The following is a 25,787-nucleotide window of genomic DNA, read 5'->3' as shown; positions in this document are numbered from 1 at the left end:
CGATCCACCTCATCAGTCCCCCCGGGCGGTCACCTGTCACACCCCTGCTCCAACAGCGCGGAGGTCACCCGTCCACAACTGAAGCCGACACGCAGCACCGAGCCATCGGAACGGCGCAAGGTTGTCGTGTGTCCGGCTCCGGCTGATTTTCGGATTAGGCGTGCGACAGGGCCCGTCCGCCGAGCAGCAGCGCGGTGGCCGCCCGCACGCGGAGCTTGGCTCCGCCCTCGTCGACTTCCTTCGCCTCGTGAGGATCGTTCTGGGACGTGCTGCGCGGCGTCCCGAAGAGCCGAAACATCCGGGCGCCGGTGCGCCGACGGCTGTCCATCATGCGTTGGATCCCCACTTCTGTGCTGCGAGTGGCGACCACCCGCCCTGGGCGGTCGCATCACCCTTCAGACCACGAGCGCGCCACTCGCTTACGCGCGTGCGGCCAACACCGCGGAGAATGGTCCTATCGGACCATGCCGAGCCACCCGTGCGGGCTACGGCGGCCCCAGATGCTCACGGGGAGTCGCTCTCCGTCGACTCCCCGCGCTGCCACAGCATCTCCAGCCCGAGCACGATGGCGCAGCCGACGCCCAGCGACCCCGGCACCGCGACCAGCGCCACGTGGATCGGGTTCCCCTCGTCGTACAGGAAGAGATCGACCCAGCCCAGCGTCAGGGCGGCGGCGGTCGCGACCCCGCCCACTCGCGAGGTCCACTCGAACATCTGCACATGCCACGGGTCGGACGCCGACGGCTGCCGCGACCGGATGTCGATGCTGAAGAAGATCAGCAGGACGGCGAGGAACGAGATCAGCGAGACCATCTCGCTCGAGGGCATCTGGCGCATGCCGGCCGACCGTACGCCACGTCGCGATCGCCGGTCCGGAGAATCGGCTGACCGCCCCGTCGGCCCTCGAGCCTGGGTGCGTAGGGTGCCACGACGGAGGACTGCAGATGAGCTGGACGACGACCCCGATCACCGCGGAGCTGCTACGAGGCTTCGTCGAACTCGAGCACACCGAGCGCGGCGTGCTGCCGCACCGGCTGCCCGCGTGGGCGCGCGCCCAGGCGGCCGACGGCCAGCTCGCGATGGCCGAGTCGCAGCCCGCCGGCGTCCGCCTGCTCCTGCGGACCGCGGCGACCGTGATCGAGCTCGACACGATCCCCACCAAGCGGGAGTACGTCGGCGCGCCCACGCGCCCCGACGGCGTGTACGACGTGGTGGTCGACGGGCGGCTGGCGGCCCAGGGCTCGATGCCGGGCGGCGACACGCTGGTCGTCGACATGGCGACGGGCGGGTTCGAGCACCGGCTCGGCGAGTCGGGCACCCTGCGCGTCGTCGACCTCCCGTCGGACGACAAGCGCGTCGAGATCTGGCTGCCCCACGACGAGACCACCGTGTTGGTCGCGCTGCGCACGGACGCTCCGGTCCGGCCGGTCGCGGACACGCGTCGGGTCTGGCTCCACCACGGCAGCTCGATCAGCCAGGGTTCCAACGCGGCGCACCCGACCGGCACCTGGCCGGCCGTCGCCGCTGGGCTCGCGGGCGTCGACCTGGTCAACCTCGGGTTCGGTGGCAGCGCCCTGCTCGACCCGTTCACGGCGCGGACGATGCGAGACACCCCCGCCGACCTGGTCAGCGTCAAGGTCGGCATCAACCTGGTCAACCAGGACCTGATGCGCACCCGCGCCTTCCGGCCGGCCGTGCACGGCTTCCTCGACACGATCCGCGAGGGTCACCCCGACGCTCCTCTGCTGCTCGTCTCCCCCGTGCTCTGTCCGATCCACGAGCACACGCCGGGGCCGAGCGGGCCCGACCTGAGCGGGCTGGCCGAGGGCCGGCTGTCGTTCGTGGCGATGGGCGATCCGGCCGAGGTCGCCGCCGGGAAGCTCACGCTCGAGGTCGTTCGCGCGGAGCTCAGCCAGATCGTCGCCGAGCGCCGGACGGCCGACCCGCACCTCCACTACCTGGACGGCCGCCGGCTCTACGGCGCCGAGGACGAGGCCGAACTGCCGCTGCCCGACTCGCTGCACCCCGACCCGGCGACCCACCGGCGGATGGGCGGGCGGTTCGCGGAGCTGGTCTTCGCGGGCGGCGCGTTCGGGTAGCGGTCAGAGCCGGGCCAGCCGCGGCACCACGTCGGCGCAGACCTGCTCGGTCCAGCCGACCGGGTCGTCGCTCGACGGCATCAGCGTGACGAGCGAGATGCCCAGCTCGGCGTACGCCGCCATCTCCTCGACGAAGCGATCGGGATCGGCGACCGGATCGGCGCCGCCGCCGCTGACCATCGTCTTCTCGATGCTGTCGTAGTCGCGGCCGACGTCGTCGCAGTGACGGCGCAGTACGTCGAGCTTGTGCCGGGTGCCCTCGACGCTGTCGCGGAAGACGTTGCAGGCGTCGGCGTACCGAGCGACCAGCCGCAGCGTCTTCCGCTCGCCACTGCCGCCGATCAGGATCGGCGGGTGCGGCCGTTGCACCGGCGGCGGCACGCACACGGTCTCGGCCAGCTGGTAGTGCCTGCCGGCATAGGGGCCGTCGTCGTCGCTCCACATCTGCTGCACGATCTGCAGCGTCTCCTCGAGGCGCTCGAACCGCTCCGAGGTCGGCGGGAACGGCACGCCGAGGGCGAGGTGCTCGCGCTCGTACCACGCGGCGCCGAGGCCCAGCACCGCACGCCCCCGCGACAGCACGTCGAGCGTGGTGACGATCTTCGCGAGCAGCCCGGGGCGGCGGTACGTCGTGCCGGTCACCAGCAGGCCGAGCCGCACGTCGGAGGTGACGCCGGCGAGGTAGCCCAGTGTCGTGTAGCCCTCCAGCATCGGCTCCGCCGGCCCGCCGAGGCTCTCCATCTGGAAGTAGTGGTCCATGACCGTGAAGAGCGACGCCCCACCCCGATCGGCGGCGCGGGCCGTCTCGGTGAGTCGCTCGGCGAGCCGCGACTCCCAGCCGGGATGGGTGAAGTTGGCGTAGTGGATGCCGATCTGCACATCTCGAACCTAGTAGCCAACCCCCAGCAGCCACCACGCCCCCATCAGCAGGCAGCCCGTGGTGACCGCCAGGAAGACCCCGACCCAGACCAGGCCCGGCACCCGGGTCAGCCGCGCGAGCTGGTCGGCGTCCGAGGTCCGGGCGCGGCCGCGGTGTCGCAGCGCCTGGAGTTCGAGCACCGGCCGGGGTGCCGCGAGTAGCAGGAACCAGGTGCCGAGGTACGCCGCCACCGACTGCAGCGTCCCGCTCCCCCACCACGTCACCGCGAACAGCGCGACGCCGGCGATGCAGACCGACCACAGCCCGAAGAAGTTGCGGATCTGCAGGAGCAGCAGTGCCAGCAGCGCGACGCCCAGCCAGAGCACGGCCAGCGCGTGGTCGTGGTGCAGGAGGTACGCCGCGCCGAGGCCGAGCAGCGCGGGCCCCACGTATCCCGCGAACGCCGTCAGCACCATCCCGGGCCCACCGGGCCGACCGCGCGAGACCGTCAGGCCCGAGGTGTCGGAGTGCAGCCGGATGCCGGTGAGCGAGCGGCCGGTGAGGAGCGCGGCGAGACCGTGCGCGCCTTCGTGCGCGATCGTGACGGCGTGCCGGGTCACCCGCCACAGCGCCGGCACGGCGACCAGGAGCAGGGCGACCGCAGCCAGCGCGACCACCGCCGCGTCCGACGGCGGCGGCTGGGTGCCGGTCACGTCGCGCCACAGCTCCTCGAGGTCCACGCGGCAAGAGTGCCGGAGCCGTGGAACGGGTACGCCGTCGGCATGACCGAGGAGCGGACTGAAGAGCGGACCGACGAGAGGGAGAGCGGCCCCGACGCCGCGCACCGTCGGCCCGACGGCGTCGACGACGCCACCGTCGAGGCGCTCGGCAAGCTGTCGGAGGCACTGGAGGTCGCCGAGGTCGCCCGCGGCCATCTCTACATGTTCCATCGGCGGTGCGGCACCGCCGACCTGACGCTCGGCGACGCGGTGCAGCAGCTGCGCGACGCCGGCCACGCCGAGATCGCCGACCGGATCGACCGCGAGCTGGTCGGCCGCAACGTGGTCCCCGGGCACTGGAGCTTCCAGCTCGTCGAGGCCTACGACGACGAGTACTACGCCCTGTTCAGGCAGCTCGAGCAGGCGGCACGGGACCAGCTCGTGCAGGGTCGGCGGCACCTCTACGAGGCGGAGATGAAGGAGCGGCGCCGCAGCGCGGGCCGGCCGGGGCACGAGGCGACGCCCGAGGAGCTGCCCGGGGTGACCGGAGCACGGTGAGTAGGTTGACCGGCATGGCCCTCCCGACGTACTCGCTCAACGACGGCAGCACCTTCCCCGCCATCGGCTTCGGCACCTACCCGCTGAAGGACGGCGAGGCGGTCTCCGCCGTCGTCTCCGCGATCGAGGCGGGCTACCGGCTGCTCGACACCGCGGTGAACTACCGCAACGAGGAGTCCGTCGGCGAGGCCGTGCGCGTCTCGGGGCTCCCCCGCGAGGAGCTGCTGATCGCCAGCAAGATCCCGGGCCGCGACCACGGGTACGACGACGCGATCGCCAGCACCCACGCCTCCTTGGAGCGGCTCGGCCTCGACTACCTCGACCTGCACCTCATCCACTGGCCGAACCCCAGCGTCGACAGGTTCGTCGAGGCCTGGCGCGCGCTGATCGAGCTGCGCGAGCAGGGCCTGGTGCGCACCATCGGTGTCTCGAACTTCACCGAGGTGCACCTCCGGCGGCTGATCGACGAGACCGGGGTGAGCCCGGCGGTGAACCAGATCGAGCTGCACCCCTACTTCCCCCAGGTCGAGATGCGCGCCGTACACGAGCGCCTGGGCATCCGCACGGAGTCGTGGAGCCCGCTCGGCAAGCGTCAGGCCCCGTTCGGCGAGCCGCCCGTCGCCGACGCCGCGGCCGCCCACGGGGTGACCGCCGGTCAGGTGATCCTGCGCTGGCAGGTGCAGCTCGGGTCGATCCCGATCCCGAAGTCCGCGACGCCGGAGCGGCAGCGGGAGAACCTCGACGTCTTCGGCTTCGAGCTCAGCGACGCCGAGATGGCGGCGATCACCGGCCTGGCCCGGCCCGACGGCCGCCTCTTCGGTGGCGATCCCGACACCCACGAGGAGATGTGAGCGGGTTCGATCCCGGACCATCGGCACGGCCCTCTACCCTCTCCCCCATGCGTTCGCGTCTGACCGTCGTCCCGGCCACCCTGCTCGCCCTCGCCGCCCTGGCGGGCTGCTCCGGCTCCGACGACGCCGACACCGCCGCCGACACCGCGCCGACCGAGGCGACGTCCTGCGACTACCCCAGCTCGTCGACCGGCGCCGCGAAGGACGTCGACCCGCCCCCGGCGTCCACCACGACCACCGGCACCGTGCCGGTCACGATCACCACCAGCATCGGCGACATCACGGCCGACCTCGACGCCGACGTTACGCCGTGCACCGTGAGCTCCTTCGTCTCGCTCGCGGAGCAGGGCTACTTCGACGGCACCTCGTGCCACCGGCTGGTGACCCCGCCCGCGTCGATCGCCGTGCTCCAGTGCGGCGACCCGACCGGCACCGGCACGGGCGGTCCCGGCTACTCCTTCGCCGACGAGCTGAGCGGCTCGGAGACCTACGGCACGGGCACGCTCGCGATGGCGAACGCCGGGCCCGACACCAACGGCTCCCAGTTCTTCGTCGTGTACGCCGACTCGAGCCTGCCGCCGAGCTACACGGTCTTCGGGCAGCTCGACGAGGAGTCGGTGCAGCTGGTCGCGAAGGCCGCGCGCAAGGGCAGCGACAACGCCAACGGTCCCAGCGACGGCCACCCCACGACGCCGGTCGACATCGAGTCGGTCACCGTCGGCTGAACCCCACGGCCCGCGGGACCGTGTGAACCCGTGTGCTCGACGAGCGACCCACCCGCCGGTGGCGCGCGGTCCCGGCCGCGCTCGTCACCGGGTGCGCGGCGCTCCTGGTGCTGGCGGCGCTGAACGTTCCCGACCGGCTCGAGCAGGTCGGGCCGGCGGCGTTCGTGCGGCTGCCCCTGGAGCTGCTGGTGCTTCTCGCCGCAGCGCTGCTGCTGCCGCCGAACCGGCCGCGGCTGCGCACGACGTACGCCGTCGCCGCCGGTCTGCTGGTCGCCGTGACCGCGATCCTCCGGGTGCTCGACCTCGGGTTCCGCGAGGCGCTCAACCGGCCCTTCGACGTGCTCATCGACTGGCAGTACGCCGGCCGGCTCGCCGAGACGCTGCGCGGGTCGGTCGGTGCCGGCCGCGGCACGGCGCTGCTGGTCGTCGCCGCCCTGCTCGCAGTGGCGCTCCTCGTCGTGCTGCCGCTGGCAGCGCTGCGGCTGACCCGGGTCGCCGGCCGCGACCGCGGCGCCGCCGGCCGGGTGCTCGCGGTGCTGGCCGCGCTCTGGCTGGTCCTCGCGCTGGCCGGTGTGGACTCCGGCGGCCGCGCGGTCGCGGGACACGGCACCGCGACGTACTTCTACGGCGAGATCTCCCGGATCCCGTCGGAGCTCGCCGACGGCCGCGAGTTCGCCCGGGCGGCTCAGGAGGACCCCTACCGCGACGTGCCCGGGTCGCGACTGCTGACCGCCCTGCGCGGCAAGGACGTGCTGATCGTCTTCGTCGAGAGCTACGGCCGGGTCGCGGTGGAGGACCCCGCCATCTCGCCCGGGGTGCGCGACGTGCTCACGCGCGGCTCCGCCCGGATCGCGGCCGACGGCTTCGGCGCCCGCACGGCGTGGCTGACGTCGCCGACCTTCGGCGCGGTGAGCTGGCTCGCGCACTCCACGCTGCAGTCCGGGCTCTGGGTCGACAGCGAGCAGCGCTACGACCACCTGGTGACCAGCCCCCGGCTCACCCTCAGCCGCCTCTTCGCCCGCGCCGGTTGGCGCACGGTGGCCGACGTCCCGGCCAACACCCGCGACTGGCCCCAGGGCGACTACTACGGCTACGACCGGGTCTACGACTCGCGCAACGTCGGCTACCGCGGCCCCCGCTTCGGCTACCCGACGATGCCGGACCAGTACACCCTCGACGCCTTCCACCGCCTCGAGCTCGCGGCCCGCCACCGGCGCCCGGTGCTGGCCGAGATCGACCTGATCAGCAGCCACGCGCCGTGGTCCCGCACCCCGCGGCTGATCCCGCAGGCGACCGTCGGGGACGGATCGGCCTTCCTCGGCATGCCCGAGACGCTGCCGTCGGAGGGCGACATCTGGCCCGACCCCGATCGGGTCCGCGCGGCGTACGGCGGGGCGATCGAGTACTCGCTGCGGGCGTTCACGAGGTTCCTGAGGGCCTACGGCGACGACGACACGGTCGTGGTCCTGCTCGGCGACCACCAGCCCGCGACGATCGTGTCGGGCAGCCACGCCGGCTTCGACGTACCGGTGTCGGTCATCGCCCGCGACCCGAGGGTGCTCGACCGGATCTCGTCGTGGGGCTGGCGGCCCGGCCTGCTGCCCGCGACCGACGCGCCGGTGTGGCGGATGGACGCCTTCCGCGACCGGTTCCTGGCCGCGTACGGACCAGCCACACCACGTCGCGACCGAACGACTCGGTGAGCAGCGCCAGCGCGGCCAGCAGCGCGACCGTCGCGATCGATGCCGGCAGCACGCCCGCGGTGACGACGGTGAGCACGACTCCCTGGACGGCCGCCACGACCTTGCGCCAGTAGCGCGGCGGCACCGGCCGGCGCAGCCACGGCCAGACCAGCTCCGCGGCACCGAGCAGGTAGCGCGCGGCGCCGATCAACAGCACCCACGCGCCGTACGACGCGGCGACGTGGACACTGAGCACGAGGATCAGCAGCGCGTCGGTCTCCATGTCGAAGCGCGCCCCGAACGCCGAGACCGTGCCGGTACGCCGCGCCACCCGGCCGTCGACGAGGTCCAGCACCAGCGCGACCGCCGCGACCGGGACCGCGGCACCGGCCTCCCCCACCGCGAGCAGCCCGGCCACGACGGCCACCAGCACGGCCCGGGCCAGGGTGACCCGGTCGGCCGGGCCGAGCTGCACCGTGGTCATGCCTGCGGATACGGCACGGGCCGACGGCCGGTTCAGCGGATGGGCTCAGGCGTCGAGCGGGAAGCCGGTGCCGGTGAGCTCCTCCGAGCGCCGCCACAGCCCGCGCGCCAGGTCGGGGTCGATCGCGTCCCGGCTGCGGCCGACCGCGGTCGGCCAGCCCCGCATCTCCAGGAGCCCGTCCGGTCCGACGAAGGTGTTGCCCGGCACGTCGACGGTCGCCGCGTAGAGCGTCGTCAGCGCGCCCTTCCACACCGGCATCCCGGCGAGCCGGTGGCCCCAGCCGCCGACCCAGGTCTTGACCGCGCTGCCCGTGTTGCCGGTGATCGCGGTCGCGGTCGAGCCCGGGTGGGCGCCCACCGCCCGCAGCTCCGATCTGGCGGCCGTGAGCCGACGCTGGAGCTCGGCCAGGAAGAGCAGGTTCGCGAGCTTCGACGAGACGTACGCGGCGTAGGGCTGGTAGCGACGCCGCTCCCAGTTCAGGTCGTCGAGGTCGACGACGCCGGCCCGGTGGGAGTGGGACGACACCACGACCACCCGGTCGCGGATCCCGGGCAGCATCAGGTTCGCGAGCGCGAAGTGGCCGAGGTGGTTGGTGGCCAGGTGGGTCTCGAAGCCGTCGGCGGTGAGCCGGTACGGCACGGCGAGCACGCCCGCGTTGTTGACCAGGACGTCCACCGGGCCGATGTCGGCGGCGAACGCACGGACCGACGACAGGTCCGCGACGTCGAGGCGGCGCACCTCGACGGCACCCGGCAGCTCGGAGGCGACCCGGTCGCCCTTCCGGACGTCGCGCACGGCGAGCACCACCTCGGCCCCACGCGCGGCGAGGACCCGCGCCGTCTCGAGGCCGAGGCCGCCGCTCGCTCCGGTGACGACGAAGCGCCGGCCGTGCTGCTCGGGTACGGCGTCCCAGCGACCGGGCCGCCTGCGGGGCACGCTCAGCCCTCGACGTACTCGATCGGACCGCCGACCTGGACGGTGCGGCCCACCGTGCACAGCCGGTCACGGGACTGCGCGATCGCGCGCGGCAGCGCCTCGCGAGCGCGGTCGCCGTCCTCGCCCTCGGGGAACTGGACGTCGAAGGTGAGCCGCAGGCCCACGAGACGGTTGCCCTGGTCGTCACGGATCTTGTCGCCCTCGGCGGTCACCTCGAACGACGTAGCCTGTGCGCGCTTGCCGGTGATCAGGTCGACGTCGATCCCGCTGCAGCCGGCGATCGCCGCGAGCAGCAGCTCGACCGGGGTGAAGTCCGGGTCGCCACCCGACCCGATCGCGACCACTCCCCCGCGAGCGTTGGTCGCCTTGTACCGGCCCTCCCCGATCTTGGTCAGGTCGATGCGGCGACGGGCGTTCTCGGCGACGGGCGGGAAGGGCAGGTCAGGGGTCATGGCGACAGGGTGCCAGAAGCCGCGACACGCCCGAGACGACCTGCGCCCTTGTCTGGCGGCGATCCGTCGGGAAAGGTGGTCTGGACCAGCAACCGCCATCGGAAAGGCGAGCATGCTCACCCTCACCGACAACGCAACCGCCATCGTCAACGAGATCACCAGTCAGCCGGGCCTGGGCGACACCGCCGGACTCCGGATCACCTCCACCGAGACCCCCGACCCCGCCTTCGAGGTCACCGCGGCCGCTCAAGGCGAGCCGGGCGACCAGGTCGTCGAGCAGGGCGGCGCCACCGTCTACCTCGATGAGAACGCCGCCACGATGCTCGACGACAAGGTGCTCGACGCCGCGGTCGACCCGAGCGGGAAGGTGGAGTTCGCGCTGGCCCTCCAGGGCTGACCAGACCCCTCCCCCAAGCGGGTCCCGGCCGGCGGCCGGGGCCCGCGCTCGTCGTGCGACCCGCTCGCCGGTGCCGCTACGATGGCACCGAACAGCGATGGCGGTGGGGCTCGCCGAAACCGCGACCGACCAGGTCGCCAACAGTCCCTACCTGACGAGAGCACCAGGTAGGAGACCCATGCCCCCATCAGCAGAGCGCCCCGCGGGCCGGCCGCGGCTGGGCGACGTCGTGCGCGAGCACCGCGACATCCTGGTTGCGGTCGCCGCCGGCGGCGTCGTCGGAAGCCTGGGCCGCTGGGGCCTGGGCGAGCTGCTTCCGCACGAGTTCGGCGGGTTCGCCTGGAGCACGTTCACCGTCAACGTGACCGGGGCGCTCCTGCTCGGCCTGCTGATGGCCTTCATGGTCGACGTCCTCGCCAGCACCCGGTACGTGCGTCCGTTCGTCGGCGTCGGCGTGCTGGGCGGCTGGACGACGTTCTCCACCTACATGTTCGACACCCGCGCCATGCTCGCCGCCGGCGACGTGCCCGCCGGGCTGCTGCTCTACCTCGGCGGCACGCTGGTCGTCGGGCTGGTCTGCGTCTGGGTCGGGCTGGTCGCCGGACGCGTCACGATCCTCGCGGCGACCCGCACGCAGCGGCGGCGCCACGGTCACGAGGTCTCCGAGGAGCATGGTGGGCAGCTGCCGGAGCGGGCCCGGCGGCGCCCGGAGGCGGGCCGATGACCGGGCTGGGTCGACCGCCACGCATCACCCCGACCGGCGGTGGCTGCTCCACCTTCTCCGCTCGAGGTTCGCTGGACCGCCCACCGCCGCCCGCACCCGCCGCACCAGGCGGTCGCCCCGTGAGCGGACCCGAGCACGCACCCCAGGAGGACGACATGCATCTGCACAGCGGCCCGGCGCTGCGGCTGACGATCTTCGTCAAGGGCAACGACCAGTGGCACCACCGCCCGCTCTACACCGAGATCGTGCACCGCGCTCACCAGGCCGGCCTCGCCGGCGCCAGCGTCTTCCACGGCATCGAGGGGTTCGGCAAGTCCGACACCGTCCACACGACCCGGATCCTGTCGCTGAGCGACGACCTGCCCTGCTCGATCGTCATCGTCGACGCCGAGGAGCGCATCCGTGAGTTCCTGCCCCAGCTCGACGAGCTGGTCACCGAGGGCCTGGTGATCGTCGACGAGGTCGAGGTGATCCGCTACGTCAGCCGCGCCATCGACGGGCCGTCGTGACCGTCGCCCTCGTCGTGCTCGGCGCCGCGGTCGGCGCGCCGCTGCGCTACCTCACCGACCTGGTCGTGCAGTCCCGTCACGACTCGGTCTTCCCGTGGGGCACGTTCACCGTGAACGTCGTGGGGTCGTTCGTCCTCGGCTGTGTGGGCGCCGCAGTGCTGGTCCAGGACGCGCCGGCCTGGGTGCTCACCCTCGTCGGCACCGGCTTCTGCGGCGCGCTGACGACGTTCTCGACGTTCGGGTACGAGACGGTGCGGCTGGTCGAGGAAGGGGCCTGGCCCGAGGCGATCCGCTACGTCGCCGGCAGCCTCACCGTCGGCCTGGCGGCGTGCGCGCTCGGCTGGTGGCTGCTGAGCGCCCTGTGAGGCCGCCGGCCGGTGGGTCTCACCGTTGCTCCAGCACCGCCTGGATCTCCTCCGGGTTCTTCGTCGTCTCGGAGTGCAACAGCCACTGGACGCCGAACGGGTCCCGCACCCGGCCCCACCGGCCACCGAACGGCTGCTCCGACATCTCGAAGACGGTCTCGCCGCCGGCGTCGAGGATCGTCCGGGCGATCCGGTCGGGATCCTCGTGGACGACGTCGAGGATCGGGCCCGGCCCGGTCGGCGCCGGGTCGGCCTCGTCGGCGTCCTTGAGGGTGATGTGCGTGCCGTAGAGCTCGATCTCCGCGAAGACCACCGACCCGCCGACCTCGTACCTGGCGAGCTGCGTGGCATCGAGCACCCGCGTGTAGAAGCGCAGCGCGGCGTCGGCGTCGGCGAGGACGAGCTTGGGTCGGATCCGGTTGTCGGTCATGCCACCACCGTGGCAGGACGGGGCGAGATCGTCTTGAACGGATGGGCACAGGCCGATCGGAGGCGCCCGGTGACTCAGTCCAGCGCGGTCGTGGGCAGGTCGAACCAGCGCAGGTGCTCGAAGTCCGCGCTGACGTTGCCGGGGTGGCCGTCGAGGTCGGGGCCGGTCGCGGCGGCGAGGATCGCGGCACCGTCGCGGAGGTGCTCGGCGAGCAGCTCCTCTCCCCCGGTGGCCGTGTTGCTCGGCATCGACGCGCGGCCGCCGGCGTACGAGACGTCGCGCAGCGACAGCGGCGGGGTGACGACGCCCGCGCGGTGCTGCCACCGGCCCGAGGTCGGGTCGAAGCGGTAGTCGCCGAGGAGCCGCCAGCCGTCGCGGGCGACCAGGCGGACCGCCTCGATCAGGTAGTCGACCACGGCGTCGGAGACGAAGTAGTTGAAGTTCAGCCGCACCCAGCCGGGCTTGATGCCCTCGCAGCCGCCGGTGATCTCGCGCTCGAACTCGTGCGACCGATCGATGTCGATGCCCAGCAGCCGGTGGCCGTACGGCCCGGCGCAGGAGCAGCCACCGCGCGACTGGATGCCGAAGAGGTCGTTGAGCAGCGCGACGACGTAGTTGTGGTGCAGGTAGCGTCCCGACGGGGAGCGCAGCACGAACGAGACGATCGAGAGCCGCTCGGCGTCCAGGTTGCCGAGCAGCTCGATCGTCGGCTCCTCGAGCCAGGCGGACACCGCCCGGCGCAGGTGCCGCTCCTCCTGCTCGCGGATCGTGTCGGTGCCGACGGCCTCCTTCAGCTGGAAGACCAGGCCGGCGCGGATCGACTCGATGATCGCCGGTGTGCCGCCCTCCTCGCGGTGGGTGACGTCGTCGAGGTAGCAGTGGTCGTCGTCGTTGACGTAGGCGACGGTGCCGCCGCCGGGCACGTCCGGCACCCGATTGACGAAGAGCCCCCGGCGCGCGACCAGCACCCCCGGCGTCGAGGGGCCGCCGATGAACTTGTGCGGCGAGATGAAGACCGCGTCCTTGTACGACAGCGGCGCGCCCTCGACGGCGCGCATCCGGATGTCGACGTACGGCGCGGCCGCGGCGAAGTCCCAGAAGCTCAGCGCGCCGTGCTCGTGCAGGAGCGTCGCGATCCCGGCGGTGTCGGACACGATGCCGGTGACATTGGACGCGGCCGAGAAGGAGCCGATCTTGAGCGGCCGCTCGGCGTACCTCTCCAGCTGCGCGCGCAGGTCGTGCTGGTCGACGCCGCCGTCGGCGTCCTGGTGGATCGTGACGACGTCGGCGATGGACTCGCGCCACGGGATCTCGTTGGAGTGGTGCTCGTAAGGTCCGGTGAACACGACCGGTCGCCGCGCCGTCGGGATGTGCTCGACCAGCGCATGGGCGTCGTCGAGCACCGACGGGATCCGCAGGCCCAGCACGCCGATCAGCTTCGCGATCGCGCCGGTGCACCCCGCTCCGGCGAACAGCACGACCGTGTCGTCGTCGCCGCCCACGGCGTCGCGGATGATCGCGCGTGCCTCCTCACGCAGGCGGGTCGTCTGGAGGCCGGTGCCGCTCGACTCGGTGTGCGTGTTGGCGTAGCTCGGCAGCACCTGGTCGCGGATGAAGTCCTCGATGAACGTCAGCGCCCGGCCCGAGGCCGTGTAGTCCGCGTAGGTCACCCGCCGGGCACCGTACGGCGTCTCCATGACATGGTCCTCGCCGATCACGGAGTCCCGGATCAGGGCGAGGAGAGCCTGCCGGTCTGCTCCTCCGACCGCCGCCCCAACCGCTGTCCCAACCGTCACCACAGGGTCACGATAAGCCGACGTAGGGTGGCCGCGTGAGCAGTCCGTACCAAAGCCTCCACCACACGGAGGCGATCGCGCGGCGCGAGCTCCTCGACGTGGAGGAGTACGACGTCCGTCTCAACCTCGCCAGCGACGACCAGACCTTCGGGTCGGTGACGACCATCCGCTTCACCAGCCGGGGCGGTCCGACGTTCGTCGACCTCAAGCCGGTGCGGGTCAACCGGCTCACCTTCAACGGGTCGCCGCTCGACGCGGACCTGCTCGATCGCGGCCGGCTGCCGCTGGAGACCGTCGCGGGCGTCAACGAGCTGGTGGTCGACGCGGTGATGCCGTTCCGCAACGACGGCGAGGGCCTGCACCGCAGCAGCGATCCGGCCGACGGCAAGTCCTACGTCTACGGAATGATGTTCATGGACGCCGCGCCCTCGGTGTTCGCCTGCTTCGACCAGCCCGACCTCAAGGCGCCGTACGCGCTCCACGTCGAGGCACCCGAGACCTGGACCGTGATCGCCAACGCGCCGGGCGAGCGGACCGAGTCCGGGTCGCGGGGCTCGGCCTTGTGGGAGTTCCAGCGCAGCCAGCCGCTCTCGACCTACTTCGTGACCGTGGTGGCCGGGCCGTACCACGTGATCCGCGACGAGCACGACGGCATCCCGCTCGGCCTGTCGGCCCGGGCCAGCATCGCGAGCGCGCTCGACGCGGACGCCGACGAGCTCTTCACGATGACCAAGCAGTGCTTCGACGAGTTCCACCGGCTCTTCGGGATCCGCTACCCGTTCGGCGACTACCACCAGGCCTTCGTGCCGGAGTTCAACGCGGGGGCGATGGAGAACCCCGGCTGCGTCACCTTCCGCGACCCCCTGGTCTTCACCAGCCGGGTCACCCGCGGCATGCGCATCCAGCGCGCGACCACGCTCGCCCACGAGATGGCGCACCAGTGGTTCGGCAACATCGTCACGCCGGCATGGTGGGACGACCTGTGGCTCAACGAGTCCTTCGCCGAGTACATGGGCAACCGCGTCACCGCCGACGTGACCGAGTACGACGACGCGTGGGTCGACAACGCCTACGCCCGGCGGCAGTGGGGCCTGTACGCCGACCTGCGGCCCACCACCCACCCGGTGGCCGGCAACGGCGCGTCCGACGCGAGCGCGGCGCTGCAGGACTTCGACGGCATCTCCTACGCCAAGGGCTCGAGCATCCTCAAGCAGCTCGCCGCGTCGCTGGGCGACGAGGTGTTCTTCGCGGGCGCGATCGACCACTTCACGCAGGCCCGGTTCGGCAACGCGACCATGCACGACCTCTTCGAGTCGTGGGAGCGCGCGGGCGCCGACGACCTGTCGTCGTTCACCTCCAACTGGCTGCGCACGGCCGGCCCCGACACGATCGTGCTCGACCGGGCGGCGGGCGTCCTGCGTCGTACTCCCCCGGCCGAGCATCCCGCCGACCGCTCGCACACCTTCCGGGTCGCGGTCGCGACCGACGGCAAGTGGAGCACCCGGACGCTGGAGATCGACGCGCCGCAGACGCCGTTCGAGGTCGGCGGCGACGCGGTCGTCCTCGATCCCTACGAGGACAGCTGGGCGGTGGTCCGCCCCGACGCCACGACCGTCGAGCATCTCAAGACCCTGCTGCCCGACGTCGAGGACGACGCGCTGCGCGCCGGCATCTGGAACAACGTGCGCAGCGGGTTCCACGACGCCGCGCTGTCCCCCGCCGACGTGGTCGACCTCGTGGTGGCGAGCCCGCCGGTCGAGTCCACCGAGGACGGCAAGCGCCGACTCGGCTCGTGGCTGCTGAGCGACGTGCTGCCGCTGGCCCCGGCTGGCTCGCTGGAGCGCGTGCACGCGGCGGCGCTGCAGAAGATGGCCACCACGATCGCCGGGTCGGAGCACCAGCTCGCCGGGCTCCGGATGGCGATCTCGACCGCCACCGACCCGAGCCTGCTGCGCTCCTGGCTCGCCGTGACCCCCGACGGCATCGACCTCGACGTCGACCTCCGCTGGCGGCTGCTGGTGCGCCTGGCGGTGCTCGGCGAGACCGACCCCGAGGAGCTGCTCGCCGCGCTGGACGCCGAGCCGACCGGCCACTCGCGGGTCGAGCACATGAAGGCGCTGGTCTCGCTGCCCACCGCCGAGGCGAAGGCACACGCATGGTCGGTCTTCACCGGCGCGCTCGACGTACCCAACTACGAGCTGGAGGCCGCCGGCCTCGGCATGTGGCGAGGCGGCCAGGAGGAGCTGCTGGCGCCGTACGTCGACCGGTACTTCGACGAGTTGCCGGACACCGTGGCCGTGCGCAGCGGGTGGGTCCTGGCCGACGCGACCGAGTTCTTCTTCCCGGTGACGCCCCTGTCGGACTCGACGCTGGGCCGCGCGCGGGCGCTGGCCGCGGACGAGTCGCTGGACCTGTCGGTCCGGCGCCGCCTCGCCGACTGCGCCGACGACCTCGCCCGCCGCCTGGCGACCGCACGCGCCTACCCGCCCGCATGAGCCTCGACCGTCCCCGGCGTCCCGGGCCGACGGTCCGGACCCGGGTGCGCGTGCTGCTGGAGTCGGGAGAGCGTCAGCACGAGGACCGGTTGGCGACCGAGGAGCCGCTGGAGATCCGCCTCGCGTGGCCGGGTGCGCCGGCCCGGCGGGTCTGGGTCACGATGCGGACGCCCGGCCACGACTTCGAGCTCGCCGCCGGCTGGCTCGTGCACGAGGGCCTGTGCCCGCCCGCGGCGATCCACGGCGTGGCGTACTGCACCGACGTGTCGCTGGCTCCCGAGGAGGAGTTCAACGTCGTCACGGTGACCCTCTCCACCCCACCCCTGCGCGAGCCCGGACACCGGCACGTCGGGCAGTCGTCGGGCTCATCAGCGTGCGGGGTGTGCGGCAAGGACAGCGTGAGTGCGGCCCTCGACGTACCGTCGTCGCCGCGGTGGACCGGCGCGCTGCCCGCCCCGTCGGTCGTGCGGTCGCTGCCCGCGCTGATCGAGACGCACCAGCAGATCTTCGACCGCACGGGCGGCGTACACGCCGCCGCGCTGACCACCGCCGCCGGCGAGGTGCTCGTCGTACGCGAGGACGTCGGGCGGCACAACGCGGTCGACAAGGTGACGGGCGCCCGGGTGCTCGCCGGCGCGGACCCCGCCGAGGCCTGCCTGGTGGTGAGCGGCCGGGCCGGCTTCGAGCTCGTGCAGAAGGCGGTCGCCGTCGGTGTCGGCTCCCTGGTCGCCGTCGGCGCGCCCACGTCGCTGTCGGTGCGGCTGGCCGAGTCCTCCGGCCTCGCGCTCTACGGGTTCACCCGCGCCGACCGGGTCGTGCGATACGCCTGAGGCGCCGCTCGGCGTGGTGGTTTCGAGGCTCAGGCGCTAGCGCGCCTTCGCACCTCAACCACCGACCTCGGTGGTTGAGGTGCGAGCGCAGCGAGCCCGAGGACGGTGGTTGAGGTGCGAGCGCAGCGAGCCTCGAAACCACCCCTCCACCCGGTGGTTGAGGTGCGAGCACAGCGAGCCTCGAACCCACCTCTCCGCCCCCTGCTCGGCGTGGGCTCCCGGGCAGTGTCGGTGCCGCCTCCTAGCGTTGCGGTGTGCGCCTCCTCCACACCTCCGACTGGCACCTCGGGCGGTCCTTCCACCGCGAGGGCATGCTGGGGCACCAGGCTGCGTACGTCGACCACCTCCTCGCGGTGGTCGAGCAGGAGCGGGTCGACCTGGTCGTCGTCGCCGGCGACGTCTACGACCGGGCGCTGCCCCAGGTCGACGCGGTCCGGCTCGCCGACGAGACGCTCGCCCGCCTGGCCGCCAGCCGCGCGAAGGTGGTGCTGACCAGCGGCAACCACGACTCGGCGCAGCGCCTCGGCTTCAGCTCCCGGCTGATCGACGCGGCGGGCGTGTTCATCCGCACCGACGCGGCGGGGGTCGGCACGCCGGTGCTGCTCGACGACGAGCACGGCGACGTGGCGGTCTACGGCATCCCCTACCTCGACCCCGACGCCGTCCGTGAGCCGTGGCAGCTGCCGGCCCGGTCCCACGAGGCGGCCCTCGACGAGGCCATGCGCCGGGTTCGCGCCGACCGGAGCAGCCGCCCGAAGGGCACCCGGAGCGTCGTGCTCGCGCACGCGTTCGTGGCCGGCGCGCAGCCGAGCGACTCCGAGCGCGACATCAGCGTGGGCGGCGTCTCGCTCGTGCCCACGACCACGTTCCAGGGTGCCGACTACACCGCCCTCGGCCACCTGCACGGCCGGCACACGCTCACCGAGACCGTCCGCTACTCCGGCTCGCCGCTCGCCTACTCGTTCTCGGAGACCGACCAGCTCAAGGGCTCCTGGCTGGTCGAGCTCGGCGCCGACGGGTTCGCCGCCGCCGAGTTCGTCGAGGCGCCCGTCCCCCGCCGGCTGGCCCGGATCCGCGGCACCGTCGACGAGCTGCTCGCCGACCCCGCCCACCGGCGGCACGAGGACGCCTGGGTCCAGGCGACGCTCACCGACGCCGTCCGGCCGCTGCAGGCGATGGAGCGGCTGCGTGCCCGCTTCCCGCACACGCTGGTGATCGGGTTCGAGCCGGCCGGCGCGGCTCCCCACGGCGTACCCGCGGCCCGCCCCCAGGGTCGCTCCGACCACCTGATCGCGCTCGACTTCGTGACCGAGCTGCGTGGCGCACCGGCCACGGCCGCGGAGTCCGCCCTCCTCCAGGCCGCCACCGAGGCCTGCTGCGACGACCCCGAGGTCGACGTCCTGGTGTCCAGCGAGATCGCGGAGGGTCTCTGGTGAGGATGCACCGGCTGCGCGCGACGGCGTTCGGACCGTTCGCCGGCACCATCGACGTCGACTTCGACCAGCTGTCGACCGCCGGTCTCTTCCTGCTCTCCGGCCCGACCGGCGCCGGCAAGACCAGCGTGCTCGACGCGGTCTGCTTCGCGCTCTACGGCGACGTGCCCGGCGACCGCAACGCCGCGAAGCGGCTGCGCTCCGACCTCGCGGCGCCCGGCACCCGCCCGGAGGTCGAGCTCGAGGCGACACTGTCGGGCCGGCGCTTCCGGATCACCCGGTCCCCGTCCTGGGAGCGTCCCAAGAAGCGTGGTGACGGCATGACCACCGAGCAGGCGTCGGTCACGATCGCGGAGCGGGTGCACGGGTCGTGGGTCACCCAGTCCACCCGGCTCGACGAGACCGGCCACCTGGTCTCGCGGCTGCTGGGCATGAACGTCGCGCAGTTCACCCAGGTCGCCATGCTCCCCCAGGGCCGGTTCCAGGCGTTCCTGCGCGCGAGGTCGGAGGAGCGCCACCGGCTGCTCCAGCAGCTGTTCCGCACCGGCCGCTTCGAGGACGTCGAGAAGTGGCTGCGCGACCGCCGCCTCGACCTGCGGCGGCGCACCGACGCGGCGGGTCGCACCGTCGACGACCTGGTGAGCCGGGTCAGCGAGACCACCGGCAGCGAGGTGTCCGCCGACGTCTCGCCCGAGGCCTGGGCCCGCGACCTGCACGCCGACGCGGCGGCAGCCGCGGCCGAGGCGACCGAGACCGCGACCGTGGCCACCGAGGCCGAGGCGGCCGCCCGCGCCGCTCTCGACCGGGCGCGCGACCTGCACCGGCGGCGGGCCCGCATCGACGCGGCCGCCGCCGACCGGGCACGGCTCGAGGCGAGCGCCGAGGAGCACGCGGCCGCGCTGCGCCGGCTGGAGGCCGCCCGCCGGGCCGCGGGCGTCGTCCCCCTCCACCGGGTGGCGGTCACCGCCGGCCGGGCCCACAGCGCCGCCCGCAGCTCCGTGACCACCGACGACCGACCCGAGCTCGAGCGGGCGCTCGCCGCGGCGGTCGACGGGGCCGCGCGCATCCGAGCGCTCGAGCCCCGGGTCCGGCGGCTCCGGGCGGTCACCACCGAGACCGCCCGGCTGGAGCGACGCGCCACCGAGCTGGCCACGGCCGGCGAGCGGGCCCGCACCGAGGCGCACGCGTTGGTGGCGAGCCTGACCGCGCGGCTCGGCGAGGCCGAGGCGGCGCACGCCGCCGCCCGGCAGGAGACCCTCGACCGTCGGGAGCGGGCCATCGGGCTCCGGGAGCAGCGGGTCAACGGCATGGCCGCCGAGATCGCCGCCGGCCTCGTCGTCGGTGGCTCCTGCCCTGTCTGCGGCTCCTGCGACCACCCGCACAAGGCGGCCGCTCCCCACGACGCTCCCGACGAGGCGGCCGAGAAGGCAGCCCAGAAGGCGGCCGACGACGCGGCGGCCACCGAGTTCGTCCGCGCGGGCCAGGTCCGCGACCTGCAGACCTCGCTCGCGGCGGCGACCGAACGGGTCGACACCGTCCCGCCCGAGATCGCGACCGAGGCCGGCGCGGTCGCCGCCGCTCTCGACGCCCTGCACGCCGAGGCCGACGCGCTCCGTGGGGAGCTCGTCGACTACGACGAACACCAGCTCGTCGCCTGCCAGCAGGCCGAGCACGACGCCCGTGCCGGTCTCGCCGCGCTCGACCGGTTGGCGGCCGCCGAGAGGTCCCTCGCCGAGGCTGAGCAGGCGCTGGCGTCCGCCGTCGTCGACGCCGGGTTCGCCGGGTCCGAGGAGGCGCTGGCGGCGGCACTCGACCAGCGGGCCTACGACGACCTGGCCCGGCACACCGCCGACCACGACCGGCGCCTGGCCGCGGTCGCGGCCGTGCTAGCCGAGCCGGGTGCCGACGAGGTCGCCGCGGCGGACCCGCCCGACCTGCCGGCGCTCACGCAGACCCACGAGGAGGCGCTGCGCGGACTGCGCGACGCTCATGCGCGGCAGGCCGCCACGCACGCTCGCGCCGAGCGCCTGGAGCGGCTCACCGCCGACCTCGCCCGGGCCGTCGCGGCCTGGCGACCCGTGAGCGAGGAGCTCGACGTGCTCACCCGGCTCTCGGCCTTCGTCGAGGGCAAGGCGGCCGACAACCGGCTCCAGATGCGGCTGTCGGCCTACGTCCTCGCCTACCGGCTCTCCCAGGTCGTCGCGGCCGCCAACGAGCGGCTCGACCGGATGAGCGACCGGCGCTACACCCTCGAGCACACCGGTCGTCGCGGCGCCGGCGAGACCCGGGGCGGGCTGAGCCTGCTGGTGCGCGACGACTGGTCCGGCGAGGCCCGCGACCCGGCGACGCTGTCGGGCGGCGAGACGTTCGTGGTCTCCCTGGCCCTGGCCCTCGGGCTCGCCGACGTCGTCACCCAGGAGGCCGGCGGCGCCGACCTCGACACGCTCTTCGTCGACGAGGGGTTCGGCGCGCTCGACGCCGACACCCTCGACGACGTGATGGACACCCTCGACTCCCTGCGCGACGGCGGCCGGGTGGTCGGCGTGGTCAGCCACGTCGCCGAGATGCGCGACCGGATCCCCACCCAGCTGCTCGTCAGCAAGTCGCGGGGCGGCTCGACGGTGGCGATCAGCCGCTGATCGGGCGTACCGTCGAGCATGGCCTTCGACGTGGCCGCCGACGCCTACGACCGATTCATGGGTCGCTACTCGGTGCCGCTCGCGAGCGAGCTGCTCGAGGCCCTCGGCGTGGAGCCGAGCGATCGGGTGCTCGACGTCGGCTGCGGCCCCGGCGTACTCACCCGCCGGCTGGTCGAGCTGCTCGGTCCGGCCCAGGTCGCCGCCGTCGACCCGTCGACGCCGTTCGTGGCGGCGGCCCGCGAGCGACTGCCCGGCGTCGACATCCGGCAGTCCCCCGCCGAGGAGCTGCCCTTCGCCGACGACAGCTTCGACGCCGCGCTCGCCCAGCTCGTGGTGCCGTTCATGGCCGACCCGGCCGCCGGGATCGCCCAGATGCGCCGGGTCACGCGACCCGGCGGCGCGGTCGCCGCCACCGCCTGGAACCACGCGGCCGACGGGACGGGCCCGCTCTCGCCGTTCTGGCGTGCGGTGAGCGCGGCCGACCCCGGGGCGTACGACGAGTCGGACCTGCTCGGTCAGCGGGAGGGCGACCTCGTCACGCTGTTCCGGGACGCCGGGCTGGCCGATGTGCGCCAGCTGACGCTGACGATCGAGGTCACCCACGACAGGTTCGAGGAGTGGTGGGAGCCCTACACCTGGGGCGTCGGTCCCGCCGGCGACCACGTCGCCGGACTCGACGACGCCGGCCGGGAGCGGCTCCACGACCGCGCTCGGGAGCTGCTCGGCGACGGGCCGATCACGATCGTCGGCAACGCCTGGTGCGCGGTCGGTCGGGCCTGACCCGGCCCCGACCTGCGGCATCGGCTCGTGGGCGGGTGGTGTCGGCCACCATCCGAGAGACCCGGCCACCCCACCCAGACCGACGCGCGAGATCCGCTGGACAGCATCGGATAGGTTCGCCGCATGGGTGCCCACGAGCTGGATCCAACGTTCACCGCACTCCCCTACCGCGGCCTCGGCGACGCGGCTCTCGCCCGGGCGGCCGAGCTCGGGGCGAGCCACGCCGACTTCCGCTTCGAGCGGGTGCGCTACCAGGAGCTCGCGGTCCGCGACGGCGCGCTCCAGGGGGCGAGCGACACCGAGGACCTCGGCTTCGCGGTGCGCGTGGTCCACGGCGGCGCGTGGGGCTTCGCGTCGGGGGTCGTGCTCACCACCGACGAGGCGGCGCGGGTCGCCGAGACCGCCGTCGCGGTCGCGCGGGTGGCCGCCGAGATGACCGGCAGCCCGGTCGTGCTGGCTCCCGAGCCGGTGCACGCCGACGCCACCTGGGTGTCGGCCTACGAGGTCGACCCGTTCGACGTACCGGTCGCCGAGAAGGCCGCACTGCTGGTCGACTGGACCAACCGGCTGCGCACCGGCGCGGCCGTCGACCATGCCTCCGCGCACCTCCTCCAGGTGCACGAGAACAAGTACTACGCCGATCTCGCCGGCACCCGCACCACCCAGCAGCGCATCCGCCTGCACCCCGGCTTCGAGGCGATGGGCGCCGGAGCCGACACCTTCGACTCGATGGCGAGCATCGCCCCGCCGGTCGGTCGCGGCTGGGAGTACCTCACCGGTGGTGGGGGCGGCTGGGACTGGGACGCCGAGATCGAGGAGGTGCCCGAACTGCTCGCCGAGAAGCTCAAGGCGCCGAGCGTCGAGGCCGGCAGCTACGACCTGGTCATCCACCCCTCCAACCTGTGGCTGACCATCCACGAGTCGATCGGCCACGCCACCGAGCTCGACCGGGCGCTGGGCTACGAGGCGAACTACGCCGGTACGTCGTTCGCCACACCCGATCAGCTCGGCACTCTGCAGTACGGCAGCGGCGTGATGAACGTGACCGGCGACCGCACGCATCTGCACGGGCTCGCCACCATCGGGTACGACGACGAGGGCGTGGCCACCCAGAGCTGGGACATCGTCAAGGACGGCACCTTCGTCGGCTACCAGCTCGACCGGTCGATGGCCGCCATGCACCCCGAGCTCAACGACAATCGCTCCAACGGCTGCGCCTATGCCGACTCCCCCGGCCACATCCCCATCCAGCGGATGGCCAACGTGTCGCTCCAGGCGGCGCCGGACGGCCCGAGCACCGAGGAGCTGATCGGCCGGGTCGAGCGCGGCCTCTACGTCGTCGGCGACAAGTCGTGGTCGATCGACATGCAGCGCTTCAACTTCCAGTTCACCGGGCAGCGCTTCTACCGGATCGCCGACGGCGAGCTGGTGGGCCAGGTCCGCGACGCGGCGTACCAGGCCACCACGACCGACTTCTGGAACTCGCTCGAGGCCGTCGGCGGCCCGGACACCTGGGTGTTCGGCGGCGCGTTCAACTGCGGGAAGGCCCAGCCCGGACAGGTGGCGGCCGTCAGCCATGGCTGCCCGACGTCGCTCTTCCGCGGAGTCCGGATCCTCAACACCCTCACCGAGGCGGGCAACTGATGACCCTCTCTCCCCAGACCTTCGTCGAGCATGCGCTGGCCACCTCGGCGGCCGACGACTGCATCGCGATCGTGCGCGACCGGACCAGCGCCAACCTGCGCTGGGCGAACAACACGCTCACCACGAACGGCGTGATGCACGGCGTCGACGTCACGGTGATCTCGTTCGTGCGCACCGCCGACGGCGTGGCGACCGGATCCGTCACCGGCACGGCCACCGACCTGGCCGGGGTCGCGGCCCTCGTCGAGGCCGCCGACGGCGCGGCCCGCTCGTCCACCCCGGCCGAGGACGCGGCGGAGCTGGTCGCCGACGCCACCTCGACCGACTGGGACGAGGCGCCGGTGCCGACCGACATCCACGTCTACGACGCGTTCGCACCCGCCCTCGGCGAGGCGTTCGGCCGCGCGGGCGCCGAGGGCCGCGTCCTCTACGGGTTCGTCAACCACGAGCTGACCACGACGTACCTCGGCTCGACGACCGGCCTGCGGCTCCGTCACGCGCAGCCGACCGGCCACTACGGTTGCACCGGCAAGCCGAGCGACCTCTCCACCAGCGCCTGGGTCGGCGGCGCGACCCGCGACTTCAGCGACGTCGACCCGCTGGCCTTCGACGCCGAGCTCGCCCGCCGGCTGCGCTGGGCGGAGCGCAAGGTCGACCTCCCGGCCGGTCGCTACGACACCATCCTGCCGCCGAGCGCGGTGGCCGACCTGATGATCGACGCCTACTGGTACGCCGGGGCCCGGGTCGCCCACGAGGGACAGTCGGTCTACAGCGCCAAGGGCGGCGGCACCCGGGTGGGCGAGCAGCTCGCCGCCACCGGCGTCCACCTCTTCTCGGACCCCGCCTACGCACCGATCCAGTGCGCGCCGTTCAACGTCGCCTCGCAGTCGAGCAACGAGACGTCGGTCTTCGACAACGGGCTGCCGCTCGCGCGCACCGACTGGATCCGCGACGGGGTGCTCACGTCACTGGTCCAGACCCGCCACTCGGCCGCGATGACCGGCCTGCCGGTGACGCCGGGCATCGACAACCTCGTGCTCACCATCGACGGCGCGTCGGGCACCGAGGAGGACCTGGTCGCCGGCACCGAGCGCGGGCTGCTGCTCACCTGCCTGTGGTACATCCGGGAGGTCGACCCGCAGTCGCTGCTGCTGACCGGCCTGACCCGCGACGGCGTCTACCTGATCGAGGGAGGCGAGATCACCGGCGTGGTCAACAACTTCCGGTTCAACGACAGTCCGGTCGACCTGCTGCGCCGCTTCACCCACGCCTCGCAGACCGTGCCGTCCTTCAGCCGCGAGTGGGGCGACGACTACTTCTCCCGGACGGCGACGCCGGCCCTGCGGGTGCCGGACTTCAACATGTCGAGCGTGTCCCAGGCGCAGTAGCGGGCGCGCAGCTGCTCCGCCCGCGCCCGTTCCCGGCCGTGCAGCAGTCCGTAGGTGAAGGTCGGTTCGCCGGCGCGCGCCGCCGCGCGGGCCAGGGCGGGGAGCTCCCGCCGGCTCATGGCCGTGTCCTGGAGCTCGCCGAGGGTCGCGGTGAGCCGCTTGGCGTCGCGGGCCAGGCGGCGCGCGGGCCCGCCGGCGACGGGCTCGACCGTCTCAGCGGCGTACCGCAGACGCTTCACCGCCTTGCGCGCGTCGTGCCACGCCTCGTCGGTCCCGGCCCCGGCGGCCAGCCGGGCCCGGCGCCGCACCCGCTTGCCGTCCTTGCGCAGCAGGCGCGGCGCGACCTCGCCGACGGGCCGGTCCGCGAGCTCGGTCCAGGGCGGGTCGGCGGCCAGCGCCCCCAGCCGGGCCCGGAGGTCGGCGTACCGCGGCGAGCCGAGCGTGGCGCGGAGCTCCGGCTTGCCGCGTCCCTCGAAGGTCGTGCCGAGCCGGTGCCGCACCGGGCCGTGCACGAGCGCCGGCGGTTCCTGGTCCACGAGGCCACGGAGCCGGTCATGGACGACGGCGGCGTCCCGGGCGGCGCCGAGCACCCCCGCCAGCCAGGCCAGCTCGGCACGGATCGGATCGGTCTGCGCGCGGTCGAACACCGGGCGGAAGGTCGCCAGCAGGGCCCGCAGCCGACGGCACACCACGCGCATCCGGTGGATCGCGACGTCGTCGCCGGCGCGGGCGGCGTCCTCCCACCGGGCGAACGCCGCGACCTGCTGCGTCAGGCGGTCCCCGACGAGATGTGCGACCGGCTGACTGCCCATGGCTCATGTGTAGCGGACCGAGGTGAACACCGGCTCGGCTACCGGATCGAGAGCCGATGCGACCGAGCCGGCCTGGTGACCAGGGCGGCGATCTCGGTTCGGCCAACTCAGGTACAGCGAGGGCGTGGGTGGCCTAGGGTCGCCGGGACCAGCATCAGCCCGGGATCGGAGACCCCTTGC

25 protein-coding genes and 1 pseudogene are annotated in these 25,787 nt (G+C 73.3%); 16 read left to right on the top strand and 10 right to left on the bottom strand.

Annotated elements, in window-relative coordinates; all coding sequences use genetic code 11:
• Positions 1–154: 154 nt before the first annotated feature.
• Both KM427_RS12980 and KM427_RS12975 read right to left on the bottom strand, forming a co-directional pair.
• Entirely contained in the window at positions 155–331 is a 177-nt protein-coding gene (locus tag KM427_RS12980) for a hypothetical protein (RefSeq protein WP_183595058.1), read from the bottom strand.
• Between the two features lie 173 nt (positions 332–504).
• Positions 505–837: a hypothetical protein gene (locus tag KM427_RS12975; protein ID WP_183595057.1), complete on the bottom strand. Its 333-nt coding sequence runs from the start codon at positions 835–837 to the stop codon at positions 505–507.
• 107 nt (positions 838–944) lie between these two features.
• Here KM427_RS12975 and KM427_RS12970 point away from each other — a divergent pair, with 107 nt between their 5' ends.
• Positions 945–2,099: a GDSL-type esterase/lipase family protein gene (locus KM427_RS12970; protein ID WP_215527458.1), complete on the top strand. Its 1,155-nt coding sequence runs from the start codon at positions 945–947 to the stop codon at positions 2,097–2,099.
• A 3-nt stretch (positions 2,100–2,102) separates the two neighbouring features.
• Here KM427_RS12970 and KM427_RS12965 read toward each other — a convergent pair whose 3' ends face one another.
• Both KM427_RS12965 and KM427_RS12960 read right to left on the bottom strand, forming a co-directional pair.
• The gene (locus KM427_RS12965) at positions 2,103–2,978 is read right to left on the bottom strand and encodes an LLM class F420-dependent oxidoreductase (RefSeq protein WP_215527457.1); all 876 of its coding nucleotides are present in this window, start codon (positions 2,976–2,978) and stop codon (positions 2,103–2,105) included.
• A gap of 9 nt (positions 2,979–2,987) precedes the next feature.
• Positions 2,988–3,698, bottom strand: coding sequence for a M50 family metallopeptidase (locus KM427_RS12960; RefSeq protein WP_215527765.1), 711 nt, complete (start codon positions 3,696–3,698; stop codon positions 2,988–2,990).
• 42 nt (positions 3,699–3,740) lie between these two features.
• On the opposite strand from KM427_RS12960, the gene KM427_RS12955 reads away from it, so the two are divergent.
• The 4 genes and pseudogenes from KM427_RS12955 to KM427_RS25515 all read left to right on the top strand — a co-directional run.
• Positions 3,741–4,235 (top strand): hypothetical protein, encoded by a 495-nt coding sequence (locus tag KM427_RS12955; RefSeq protein ID WP_215527456.1) that lies wholly within the window; start codon positions 3,741–3,743, stop codon positions 4,233–4,235.
• 14 nt (positions 4,236–4,249) lie between these two features.
• Positions 4,250–5,086 (top strand): aldo/keto reductase, encoded by an 837-nt coding sequence (locus KM427_RS12950; protein WP_215527455.1) that lies wholly within the window; start codon positions 4,250–4,252, stop codon positions 5,084–5,086.
• Between the two features lie 47 nt (positions 5,087–5,133).
• Positions 5,134–5,811, top strand: a complete 678-nt coding sequence (locus KM427_RS12945; protein ID WP_215527454.1) for a peptidylprolyl isomerase — start codon at positions 5,134–5,136, stop codon at positions 5,809–5,811.
• Positions 5,812–5,843: 32 nt separating this feature from the next.
• Positions 5,844–7,244: pseudogene (locus tag KM427_RS25515) on the top strand (alkaline phosphatase family protein); the annotation flags it as partial.
• 103 nt (positions 7,245–7,347) lie between these two features.
• Here the strand turns inward: KM427_RS25515 and KM427_RS25850 are convergent.
• Genes KM427_RS25850 through KM427_RS12930 form a run of 3 tightly spaced genes read right to left on the bottom strand, consistent with a single transcriptional unit; the run spans position 7,348 to position 9,365 of the window.
• Positions 7,348–7,977, bottom strand: coding sequence for a CDP-alcohol phosphatidyltransferase family protein (locus tag KM427_RS25850; protein ID WP_215527453.1), 630 nt, complete (start codon positions 7,975–7,977; stop codon positions 7,348–7,350).
• Between the two features lie 45 nt (positions 7,978–8,022).
• The gene (locus KM427_RS12935; RefSeq protein WP_215527452.1) at positions 8,023–8,913 is read right to left on the bottom strand and encodes an oxidoreductase; all 891 of its coding nucleotides are present in this window, start codon (positions 8,911–8,913) and stop codon (positions 8,023–8,025) included.
• A gap of 2 nt (positions 8,914–8,915) precedes the next feature.
• Positions 8,916–9,365, bottom strand: a complete 450-nt coding sequence (locus KM427_RS12930) for an OsmC family protein (protein ID WP_215527451.1) — start codon at positions 9,363–9,365, stop codon at positions 8,916–8,918.
• A 112-nt stretch (positions 9,366–9,477) separates the two neighbouring features.
• On the opposite strand from KM427_RS12930, the gene KM427_RS12925 reads away from it, so the two are divergent.
• From KM427_RS12925 to crcB, 4 genes are all read left to right on the top strand, one after another.
• A complete protein-coding gene (locus tag KM427_RS12925; RefSeq protein ID WP_183595047.1) occupies positions 9,478–9,762 on the top strand; it encodes a Fe-S cluster assembly protein HesB in 285 nt (94 codons plus the stop codon).
• A 178-nt stretch (positions 9,763–9,940) separates the two neighbouring features.
• On the top strand, positions 9,941–10,486 hold the full coding sequence (locus KM427_RS12920) for a fluoride efflux transporter FluC (RefSeq protein ID WP_215527450.1): 546 nt from the start codon (positions 9,941–9,943) through the stop codon (positions 10,484–10,486).
• A 119-nt stretch (positions 10,487–10,605) separates the two neighbouring features.
• Entirely contained in the window at positions 10,606–10,995 is a 390-nt protein-coding gene (locus KM427_RS12915) for a DUF190 domain-containing protein (RefSeq protein WP_252275350.1), read from the top strand.
• Positions 10,992–11,360, top strand: a complete 369-nt coding sequence (gene crcB / locus KM427_RS12910; protein WP_215527449.1) for a fluoride efflux transporter CrcB — start codon at positions 10,992–10,994, stop codon at positions 11,358–11,360. Before KM427_RS12915 ends, crcB begins: the two co-directional genes overlap by 4 nt.
• A gap of 19 nt (positions 11,361–11,379) precedes the next feature.
• On the opposite strand, the gene KM427_RS12905 is transcribed toward crcB, so the two are convergent.
• Positions 11,380–11,790 (bottom strand): VOC family protein, encoded by a 411-nt coding sequence (locus KM427_RS12905; RefSeq protein ID WP_215527448.1) that lies wholly within the window; start codon positions 11,788–11,790, stop codon positions 11,380–11,382.
• 74 nt (positions 11,791–11,864) lie between these two features.
• Complete coding sequence (locus KM427_RS12900; protein WP_183595043.1) at positions 11,865–13,487, bottom strand: aminotransferase class V-fold PLP-dependent enzyme; 1,623 nt, start codon at positions 13,485–13,487, stop codon at positions 11,865–11,867.
• Positions 13,488–13,621: 134 nt separating this feature from the next.
• Here KM427_RS12900 and pepN point away from each other — a divergent pair, with 134 nt between their 5' ends.
• The 7 genes from pepN (at position 13,622) to KM427_RS12865 (ending at position 24,795) form a co-directional block, all read left to right on the top strand.
• Entirely contained in the window at positions 13,622–16,081 is a 2,460-nt protein-coding gene (pepN, locus tag KM427_RS12895; protein ID WP_215527447.1) for an aminopeptidase N, read from the top strand.
• Positions 16,078–16,911, top strand: a complete 834-nt coding sequence (locus KM427_RS12890) for a formate dehydrogenase accessory sulfurtransferase FdhD (RefSeq protein WP_215527446.1) — start codon at positions 16,078–16,080, stop codon at positions 16,909–16,911. The genes pepN and KM427_RS12890 overlap by 4 nt, the downstream gene beginning before the upstream one ends.
• Positions 16,912–17,165: 254 nt before the next feature.
• Positions 17,166–18,347, top strand: a complete 1,182-nt coding sequence (locus tag KM427_RS12885) for an exonuclease SbcCD subunit D (RefSeq protein WP_215527445.1) — start codon at positions 17,166–17,168, stop codon at positions 18,345–18,347.
• A gap of 2 nt (positions 18,348–18,349) precedes the next feature.
• Positions 18,350–20,983, top strand: a complete 2,634-nt coding sequence (locus KM427_RS12880; protein ID WP_252275396.1) for an AAA family ATPase — start codon at positions 18,350–18,352, stop codon at positions 20,981–20,983.
• Positions 20,984–21,001: 18 nt separating this feature from the next.
• The gene (locus tag KM427_RS12875) at positions 21,002–21,763 is read left to right on the top strand and encodes a class I SAM-dependent methyltransferase (protein WP_215527443.1); all 762 of its coding nucleotides are present in this window, start codon (positions 21,002–21,004) and stop codon (positions 21,761–21,763) included.
• A 123-nt stretch (positions 21,764–21,886) separates the two neighbouring features.
• A complete protein-coding gene (locus tag KM427_RS12870; RefSeq protein ID WP_215527442.1) occupies positions 21,887–23,407 on the top strand; it encodes a TldD/PmbA family protein in 1,521 nt (506 codons plus the stop codon).
• Positions 23,407–24,795 (top strand): TldD/PmbA family protein, encoded by a 1,389-nt coding sequence (locus KM427_RS12865; RefSeq protein ID WP_215527441.1) that lies wholly within the window; start codon positions 23,407–23,409, stop codon positions 24,793–24,795. The genes KM427_RS12870 and KM427_RS12865 overlap by 1 nt, the downstream gene beginning before the upstream one ends.
• On the opposite strand, the gene KM427_RS12860 is transcribed toward KM427_RS12865, so the two are convergent.
• On the bottom strand, positions 24,720–25,607 hold the full coding sequence (locus KM427_RS12860; RefSeq protein WP_215527440.1) for a CHAD domain-containing protein: 888 nt from the start codon (positions 25,605–25,607) through the stop codon (positions 24,720–24,722). The two genes, KM427_RS12865 and KM427_RS12860, sit on opposite strands and share 76 nt — an antisense overlap.
• Positions 25,608–25,787: the final 180 nt, after the last annotated feature.

Origin of the sequence: Nocardioides sp. LMS-CY, from assembly GCF_018732145.1 — a bacterium.
GTDB lineage: Bacteria > Actinomycetota > Actinomycetes > Propionibacteriales > Nocardioidaceae > Nocardioides > Nocardioides soli.
This window is presented reverse-complemented; position numbering and strand designations above follow the sequence as displayed.

Coding starts and splice junctions, on each gene's coding strand:
- KM427_RS12870 (WP_215527442.1), top strand. CDS start 21,887: ATGGGTGCCCACGAGCTGGATCCAACGTTCACCGCACTCCCCTACCGC.
- KM427_RS12950 (WP_215527455.1), top strand. CDS start 4,250: ATGGCCCTCCCGACGTACTCGCTCAACGACGGCAGCACCTTCCCCGCC.
- KM427_RS12865 (WP_215527441.1), top strand. CDS start 23,407: ATGACCCTCTCTCCCCAGACCTTCGTCGAGCATGCGCTGGCCACCTCG.
- KM427_RS12980 (WP_183595058.1), bottom strand. CDS start 331: ATGATGGACAGCCGTCGGCGCACCGGCGCCCGGATGTTTCGGCTCTTC.
- KM427_RS12975 (WP_183595057.1), bottom strand. CDS start 837: ATGCGCCAGATGCCCTCGAGCGAGATGGTCTCGCTGATCTCGTTCCTC.
- KM427_RS12925 (WP_183595047.1), top strand. CDS start 9,478: ATGCTCACCCTCACCGACAACGCAACCGCCATCGTCAACGAGATCACC.
- KM427_RS12970 (WP_215527458.1), top strand. CDS start 945: ATGAGCTGGACGACGACCCCGATCACCGCGGAGCTGCTACGAGGCTTC.
- KM427_RS25850 (WP_215527453.1), bottom strand. CDS start 7,977: ATGACCACGGTGCAGCTCGGCCCGGCCGACCGGGTCACCCTGGCCCGG.
- KM427_RS12875 (WP_215527443.1), top strand. CDS start 21,002: ATGGCCTTCGACGTGGCCGCCGACGCCTACGACCGATTCATGGGTCGC.
- KM427_RS12900 (WP_183595043.1), bottom strand. CDS start 13,487: ATGGAGACGCCGTACGGTGCCCGGCGGGTGACCTACGCGGACTACACG.
- KM427_RS12890 (WP_215527446.1), top strand. CDS start 16,078: ATGAGCCTCGACCGTCCCCGGCGTCCCGGGCCGACGGTCCGGACCCGG.
- KM427_RS12860 (WP_215527440.1), bottom strand. CDS start 25,607: ATGGGCAGTCAGCCGGTCGCACATCTCGTCGGGGACCGCCTGACGCAG.
- KM427_RS12880 (WP_252275396.1), top strand. CDS start 18,350: ATGCACCGGCTGCGCGCGACGGCGTTCGGACCGTTCGCCGGCACCATC.
- KM427_RS12905 (WP_215527448.1), bottom strand. CDS start 11,790: ATGACCGACAACCGGATCCGACCCAAGCTCGTCCTCGCCGACGCCGAC.
- KM427_RS12945 (WP_215527454.1), top strand. CDS start 5,134: ATGCGTTCGCGTCTGACCGTCGTCCCGGCCACCCTGCTCGCCCTCGCC.
- KM427_RS12955 (WP_215527456.1), top strand. CDS start 3,741: ATGACCGAGGAGCGGACTGAAGAGCGGACCGACGAGAGGGAGAGCGGC.
- KM427_RS12920 (WP_215527450.1), top strand. CDS start 9,941: ATGCCCCCATCAGCAGAGCGCCCCGCGGGCCGGCCGCGGCTGGGCGAC.
- KM427_RS12930 (WP_215527451.1), bottom strand. CDS start 9,365: ATGACCCCTGACCTGCCCTTCCCGCCCGTCGCCGAGAACGCCCGTCGC.